The 7,282-nt window shown below is 72.9% G+C and carries 6 protein-coding genes; 3 read left to right on the top strand and 3 right to left on the bottom strand.

All coding sequences use genetic code 11. The features are described from left to right. Positions 1-101: 101 nt before the first annotated feature. Positions 102-989: an amidohydrolase family protein gene (locus tag A5481_RS34730; protein ID WP_053082340.1), complete on the bottom strand. Its 888-nt coding sequence runs from the start codon at positions 987-989 to the stop codon at positions 102-104. Then, complete coding sequence (locus A5481_RS22630) at positions 986-1,936, bottom strand: LysR family transcriptional regulator (RefSeq protein ID WP_048433643.1); 951 nt, start codon at positions 1,934-1,936, stop codon at positions 986-988. Before A5481_RS22630 ends, A5481_RS34730 begins: the two co-directional genes overlap by 4 nt. 223 nt (positions 1,937-2,159) lie before the next feature. On the opposite strand from A5481_RS22630, the gene A5481_RS22625 reads away from it, so the two are divergent. Beyond that, positions 2,160-3,485 carry an MFS transporter gene (locus A5481_RS22625; protein WP_048433639.1) on the top strand — a complete coding sequence of 442 codons (1,326 nt, stop codon included), beginning with the start codon at positions 2,160-2,162 and terminating at the stop codon, positions 3,483-3,485. A gap of 53 nt (positions 3,486-3,538) precedes the next feature. Further along, positions 3,539-4,480: a 3-hydroxyacyl-CoA dehydrogenase gene (locus A5481_RS22620; RefSeq protein WP_048433638.1), complete on the top strand. Its 942-nt coding sequence runs from the start codon at positions 3,539-3,541 to the stop codon at positions 4,478-4,480. Between the two features lie 46 nt (positions 4,481-4,526). Here the strand turns inward: A5481_RS22620 and A5481_RS22615 are convergent, their stop codons facing one another. Beyond that, positions 4,527-5,393 carry a LysR substrate-binding domain-containing protein gene (locus A5481_RS22615; RefSeq protein WP_245238777.1) on the bottom strand — a complete coding sequence of 289 codons (867 nt, stop codon included), beginning with the start codon at positions 5,391-5,393 and terminating at the stop codon, positions 4,527-4,529. 155 nt (positions 5,394-5,548) lie between these two features. Between A5481_RS22615 and A5481_RS22610 the strand changes: the two genes are divergently transcribed. Continuing rightward, positions 5,549-7,282, top strand: coding sequence for an IlvD/Edd family dehydratase (locus tag A5481_RS22610; RefSeq protein WP_048433636.1), 1,734 nt, complete (start codon positions 5,549-5,551; stop codon positions 7,280-7,282).

The following is a 7,282-nucleotide window of genomic DNA, read 5'->3' as shown; positions in this document are numbered from 1 at the left end:
TCGTGTCGTGGACCGTGGCGCCGCACTCGGGACGTGTTCTGGATCTTTCATGCTGCCGCATCGTCTGCGGCGAACTGGTATCCGCCTCGTCGGAAAAGGCTCTATCGCCGCGCGAAGCCGTAGAGGTGAGCGGGGTTCTCGACGAGCACGCGGTGGAAGGCGGCCTCGTCGTCCAGCCACTCGGCCAAGGCGTCGAGCAGGTCGCCATCCTCCGGCATGGCGCGGTATCGCACCGGGTGCGGCCAGTTCGTGCCCCAGACGAGCCGGTCCGGATGGGTCGCGGCCAGCGCCCGCGCGGTCGGCGCCACGTCCGGCCAGGGCGCGTCGAGGGCCGACGCGATGTAGCCGCCGCTGAGCTTCACCCAGGCCCGGCCGCCGTCGAGCAGGCGCTGCAGGGCGACCAGGGCGGGGCCCGTCGGGTCCGCCGGGTCGGGGTCGCCGAGATGGTCGATCACGACCGCGGTCGGGAGGGTGAGCAGGGTCGGCACCGCCTCGATCAGGGCGGCGCGCGGCAGGTAGAGCTGGACGTGCCATCCGAGATCCGCGACGGCCGCCGCCGCCGCACCGATCTGGTCGATCGGTGGCCCGCCGCCCGCAACGGCGTTGATGCGGATCCCGCACACCCCCGCCTCGCGCCAGCCGTCGGGGTCCCGCGGTCCCCCCGGCGGCGCGACGGCCACGATGCGGCAGCGCTCGGGGCCGCCGAGCTGGCGCGCCGCCTCGAACGTGCAGGCATTGTCGGTGCCGTAGACGCTCGGCTGGACGATCACGGCCCGGGCCAGACCGAGCGCCGCCTGGACCCGGCGATAGGCCTCGACCGGGGCCTCCGGCGGCGTGTAGCCGCGGCTCTGCGCGAACGGGAAGAGCGCCTGCGGGCCGAAGACGTGGATGTGGCTGTCGCAGGCGCCGTCCGGCACCCGGACGCGCGCCGGACGGGGATGCGGCACCGGGCCGGGGCAATCGGGCGGGTCGAGGACGGGTCCGGTCACGGTCTCACTCCTGTCCTGGCCGATTCGCGCAGGCGGTCGGCGAACTGCGCCGCGACGCCGGTGAGCGTCTCGCCCCGCCGCGTCAGCAGGCCGAAATCGCTCAGCCGTGCCCCGATGGCGACCGGGAGCTGGCCGAGGAGGCCGGAGGCGACGTGGTCGCGCACCATCGGCTCCGACAGCATCGCCACGGCATCCGACCGCTGGAGGAGCTGGACGATCGTGAGGATCGAGTTGGCCTCGATCATGTCCCCCGGCGTGGCGGCGCCGGCCTTGCCGAACTCGGCCTCGAGGATCTGGCGGGCCGGCGTCTCGATCGATTGCAGCACCCAGCGCTGCTCCGTCAGGTCGCCGAGGCGCAGGTCCCGCGCGCGCAGCAGGGGATGCCCGGCCCGGGCGACGACGCAGAGCGCCTCGTCCCCGAGCGGCTCGTACCGGAAGAGGTTGTGCTGGGTCGGCTTGCTGAACCGGCCGACCGCGATGTCCACGGTCCTGTTCTCCAGCATCGCCAGGACCTGATCGCTGGATTCGCCGCGCAGCCGGACCACCAGGTGAGGCCATTGCGTCTTCACGTCGAGGACGGCCTGGACGATGAAGTCGGGGGTCGCGCCGAGAATCGCTCCCACCACGAGTTCGCCGCCGCCATGCTCCAGGGTGGCGAGGGCGGCGGCGCTGCGGCCGCACTCCGCCATGACCCGCTGCGCGAGGCCGAGGACCTCGCGACCGGCCGGGGTCGCGTGCAGGCCCCGCGGCCGCCGCTCGTAGAGGGCGACGCCGAAGATCGCCTCGCATTCCGCCAGCATCTTGGTCGCGGTGGGCTGGGTCACGTTCAGGGCCGCGGCCGCCCGGCGCAGCGTTCCCTGCTCGCCGAGGGCGGTGACCAGGCGCAGCTGCCGCAGCCGCAGGCGGTCGGCGAGGGCGGGGATCGCCTGGGTATTCCGAGATCGCATCGGAAGCATTCGATTTTCGATTGGACGGCAGCAGGCCACGGGCCGATGCTCGCGTCAAGACGGACGGGTCCCCTCCTCCGGTCCGCTCGAGAGCGGGCGCACCCGCCGCCTCGCCGGGGCGGGCGTCCCCGCATCGAGACTGATCGGCCCTGAAGCGATCGCGTCACGACCAATCACAACAAGAACGCGCGCGCCGCACGAAGAGCGCCCCGGGAGGAATCCGATGTTGGTTCAAGCAGCGAAGACGCCGGGAGGCATCCCGGCCGCGGATGCCGCTCCCAGATCGAGCGGGCGGACGGTCGCCGTGGTGGGGGCCGGCGTCGGCAACGTGCTCGAGTGGTACGATTTCACGGTCTACGCCTATCTGGCCGGGATCATCGGCAAGCTCTTCTTCGATTCCACCAACGAGACGGCGGCCCTGCTCGCCACCTTCGCGGTCTTCGGCGTCGGGTTCGTCGCGCGGCCGGTCGGCGGGATCCTGATCGGGCTGTTCGGCGACCGGTACGGGCGCAAGCCGGCCCTGCTCCTCACCTTCGCGATGATCGCGGTCTCCACCGGGGTGATCGGCCTCTTGCCCACCTACGCATCGATCGGCCTGGCGGCCCCGATCCTCCTCGTCGTCGCACGGCTGATGCAGGGCGTTTCGGCCGGCGGCGAATGGGGCGGTGCCGCGTCCTTCCTGGTGGAATGGGCGCCGCCGCATCGCCGCGGCTTCTTCGGCAGCATGCATCCTTGCGCGATCTGCATCGGCCAGCTCCTCGGCGCCGGCGTCACGGCCGGGCTCACCACGGCGCTCGGATCGGAGGCGATGACCGAATGGGGCTGGCGCGTGCCGTTCCTGCTCGGCGGCCTGATCGCGCCGATCGGGTTCCTGGTGCGCCAGCGCGTCCACGAGACACCCGCCTTCAAGCAGGCCGCGGCGGCCCCCGCCGTGGCCGGCAGCCCCGCCGGCGCGCCGCCCTTCTCGATGGCGAAGGCGATGATGCTGGCTTTCGCCTTCCCGGTGCTGCAATCGGTGCTCACCTACGTGTTCCTGAGCTACTTCCCGACCTTCGGCCAGCGCTACCTCGGCTTGAGCGCCAGCACGGCCCTGTGGTCGACGGTCGTCGCCACGGCGGTGATGGGCGCGAGCGCGCTGGCATCGGGGGCGCTGTCGGACGTCTACGGCCGACGCACCTGCCTGCTCGCGGCCTGCGGGCTCAGCCTGGTCCTGGCCTATCCGCTCATCCACCTGATGCTCGACGGCGCCCCGGCCGGCCGCATCGTCGCCCTGCACGTCGCCTTCGCGGCGATCAACGGCCTGTTCCTCGGCGCGCTGGCCTCCGCGCTGGTGGAGCTGTTCCCCACGGCGCGGCGCATGACCGGGCTGACCACTGCCTACAACCTCCAATCCATGCTGTTCGGCGGTTTCGCACCCTTCATCGCGTCGTGGCTGATCGCCGCCACGGGGCAGCCGATCTCGCTCGCCTTCTTCGTCATGTTCGGAGCGGTGCTGTCGGGCCTCGCCGTGCTGGCCCTGCGTGAGACCGCCCACGAGCAGCTCCAGTAACGGTGGGCCGGCCGAGGCGGCGCCGCAGGACGATTCGCAGCGGGGACGAACCGATGAATGACACGCAGACCGCCGTGGTCGGGGCGGGGGCGATCGGCAAGGGCTGGGCGATCGTCTTCGCCCAGGCCGGGTACGGGGTCTCCGTCTGGGACCCCGATCCCGGCACCCTGCAGGCCGTACCCGGGGTGATCGCCGCCGAGCTCGCCGAACTGGCGCGGCAGGGCCTGATCCGCGAGGAGCCCGCCCGCATCCGGGCGCGGATCCGCCTCGCCGCGAGCCTGGCGGATGCCGTGCGCGGCGCCGACCACGTCCAGGAGAACGGCCCCGAGACCCTCGCCTCGCGCCGGCAGACCTTCGCCGAGATCGACGCCCTCGCCCCACCCGGGGCGGTCCTGGCAAGCTCGACCAGCGGCATGCCGCCGAGCCGCTTCACGGCCGAGATTCCGGGCCGCGCGCGCTGCCTCGTCGCCCATCCGGCCAATCCCCCCTCCCTCCTGCCCCTGGTGGAACTCTGCCCCGCGCCCTGGACCGATCCGACGGTCCTGGAGCGGACGCGGCGGCTGATGATCCGGGCCGGACGGCAGGTCGCGACGATGCGGCGCGAGGCCGACGGGTTCATCCTCAACCGGCTGCAGGGCGCGCTCCTCGCCGAGGCGTTCCGTCTCGTGGCGGACGGCGTCGTCGATCCGGACGAGGTCGACACGGTGATGAAGCACGGGCTCGGCCGCCGCTGGTCGTTCATGGGCCCGTTCGAGACCGTCGACCTCAACGCGCCGGGCGGGATCGCGGATTTCTGCGCCCGCTACGGCGCCCTCTACGAGGCGCTGCAGACCCAGATGCCGCCGCGCCGCTGGGATGGCGACCTCGTCGGGCGCGTCGCGGCCGCCCGCCGGGCGGACCTGCCCACGCAGGACATCGCGGCCCGGCAGGCCTGGCGCGACCGGCGCCTGATGGCCCTCGCCAGCCATCTGCGGGAGCAGCCGGATCCGGCGTGACGCCGGTCCCGGCATCCTGCGGAACGGCCGAGCCGGCAGCGGCGCGTCAGGCGCCGGCGCCGGTCCGCAGGTCGCCGATCACCTCCGAGGCGCAGGCCGCCAGCGCCTGGACGTGGCGCACGCGCACCGTCGAGCGCGACCACAGGATGCCGATGCGCCGTTCGAGCCGCGCCTGCGGCAGGGCATGCTTGGCGACCTCGTCCGCCAAGCGGCGCAGGCCCACCCAGTCCGGCACGAGGGCGACGCCGAGCCCCTGCGCGACGAGGGTCGCGATGCTGTCGAGGGCATCGAGCTCGTAGCGCTCGCACGGCACGATGCCGGCGCGCTGCAGGTAGGCATCCGCGAGGCCGCCGCCCCAGTGGCTGCGGCCGTAGCGGATGAGCGGCTCGCGCGCGAGAATGGCGTGCGGATCGCCGCCGCCCAAGGCCCGGGGCGTCAGGAGGACCAGGGGCTCGACGTCGAGCCGGGTCCAGGCGCAGGTCTTGGGAATCTGGAAATCCGGTTCGACGATGAGCGCGGCATCGAGCGCATCGTGGACGACGGCGTGGAAGAGCGCGCTCGACACGCCGCGCTGGATCAGGAGCCGGCTGCCCGGATGGGCCGCCTCGAAGCGCCGCAGGACCGGCGTCAGCAGGCCCGAGGCGGCCGAGGCGATCACGCCCAGGCGCAACTGCCCGATCATTCCCTCCCCGGTCGCCAGGCCCTTGAGGTCATCGACGGCCCGCAGCAGCGCCCGGGCCTGCGCGAGGATCCGGGCGCCCGCCTCGGTGGCGACCACCGTGCGGCCGGAGCGCGTCACGAGCGGCCTGCCGAACTCGCTCTCCAGGGCCTGCAGCCGCAGGGCGACGGCCGCGGGGCTGATGCCCTGCCGCCGCGCCGCCGCGGCGATCGATCCGCCCTCGATGACGCCCACGAGACTGTCCAGAAACGCCGTGTCCACCCTGGCCTCCGCCGCCGCATCTCGGGACATCAGGAAACCTGATCTTTGAAGCCAGAACGGCGTGCGTTTCCTGACGACGGCGATCCGCTTACTCCACGCCCCGGGACAATACGAGGGGGGAGACGGCCATGGCCGGACAGGGTTTCGCGAAAGGCCTGGCGAATTACGGCGACGCCGAGTTCTCGCTCTTCCTGCGCAAGGCCTTCGTCAAGGGTGCGGGCTACAGCTCCGCCGCCCTGGAACGTCCGGTGATCGGGATCGTCGAGACCGGCAGCGCGTACAATCCCTGCCACGGCAACATGCCCCAGCTGGTCGAGGCGGTGAAGCGCGGCGTGTTCATGGCCGGCGGGCTGCCGATGCCGTTCCCGACCATCTCGATCGGCGAATCCTTCGCCAACCCGACCTCGATGTACCTGCGCAACCTGATGGCGATGGACACCGAGGAGATGATCCGCGCCCAGCCGATGGACGCCGTGGTGCTGATCGGCGGCTGCGACAAGACGGTCCCGGCCCAGGTGATGGGTGCGGCCTCCGCCGGCGTGCCGGCGATCCAGCTCGTCACGGGCCCGATGCTCACCGGCTCCCACCATGGCGAGCGCGTCGGGGCCTGCACCGATTGCCGCCGCTACTGGGGCCGCTACCGGGCGGCCGAGATCGACGGTCCGGGCATCGACGCGGTGAACGACCGCCTGGTGGCGAGCGTCGGCAGCTGCGGCGTGATGGGGACGGCCTCCACCATGGCTTGCGTGGTGGAGGCGCTCGGTCTCGCCGTCCCGGGCTCGGCGACGCCGCCGGCGGTCACCGCCGACCGCCTTCGTGCCGCCGAGCTGAGCGGCCTCTGCGCCGTCGGCCTCGCCCGCGAGCGGGTGACACCGGACCGGATCCTCACCCCGGACGCCTTCCGGAACGCCCTGCGGGTGCTCCTCGCCATCGGCGGCTCGACCAACGGCATCGTGCACCTGACGGCGATGGCCGGGCGCCTCGGCATCCCGATCGACCTCGCGACCCTCGACCGGATGGGCCGGGAGACGCCGGTGCTGGTCGACCTCAAACCGTCCGGCCAGCACTACATGGAGGATTTCCACCGGGCGGGCGGCCTGCCGACGCTGCTGCGCGAGCTGAAGCCGCTCCTGCATCTCGACGCGCTCACGGTCACCGGACGCACCCTCGGCGAGGAGATCGAGCGGGCCGGGCCGGCCTTCCCCCAGACCGTGGTGCGGCCCTTCGCCGAGCCGCTCTATCCGCAGGGCGGCATCGCGGTCCTGAGCGGCAACCTCGCGCCGGGCGGGGCGATCATCAAGCAGTCGGCAGCCAGCCCGGCCCTGATGGAGCATGAAGGCCGCGCGGTGGTGTTCGACGGGCTCGAGGATCTGGCCGCACGGATCGACGCGGACGACCTCGACGTGGCCGCCGACGACGTGCTGGTGCTCCAGAACATCGGCCCGACCGGCGGGCCGGGGATGCCGGAAGCGGGCTACATCCCGATTCCCAAGCAGCTCGCCCGGGCCGGCGTCAAGGACATGGTGCGGATCTCGGACGGCCGGATGAGCGGCACGGCGGCAGGCACGATCGTGCTGCACGTGACGCCGGAGGCCGCGATCGGCGGTCCCCTCGCCCATGTGCGGACCGGCGACCGCATCCGCCTGAGCGTCGCCGCCCGCCGGCTCGAACTCCTGGTGCCGGAGGCCGATCTCGCAGCGCGGGTGGCGCAGGCGCCGCGGACGCGGCCGCGGGCCGCCCGCGGCTACGCCAAGCTGTTCCTCGAGTCCGTGACCCAGGCCGACCAGGGCGTCGATTTCGATTTCCTGCGCCACGTCCGCGACGAGGCCGCCGATGCGCAGGACGGCGAAGCGGCGCTCTGA

The sequence above is a fragment of the Methylobacterium platani genome (genome assembly GCF_001653715.1).
Lineage (GTDB): Bacteria > Pseudomonadota > Alphaproteobacteria > Rhizobiales > Beijerinckiaceae > Methylobacterium > Methylobacterium platani.
This window is presented reverse-complemented; position numbering and strand designations above follow the sequence as displayed.

What these genes read in the sequence shown, in the direction of transcription:
- A5481_RS22610 (WP_048433636.1), top strand. Translation starts at nt 5,549, where the DNA reads ATGGCCGGACAGGGTTTCGCGAAAGGCCTGGCGAATTACGGCGACGCC.
- A5481_RS22625 (WP_048433639.1), top strand. Translation starts at nt 2,160, where the DNA reads ATGTTGGTTCAAGCAGCGAAGACGCCGGGAGGCATCCCGGCCGCGGAT.
- A5481_RS22620 (WP_048433638.1), top strand. Translation starts at nt 3,539, where the DNA reads ATGAATGACACGCAGACCGCCGTGGTCGGGGCGGGGGCGATCGGCAAG.
- A5481_RS22630 (WP_048433643.1), bottom strand. Translation starts at nt 1,936, where the DNA reads ATGCGATCTCGGAATACCCAGGCGATCCCCGCCCTCGCCGACCGCCTG.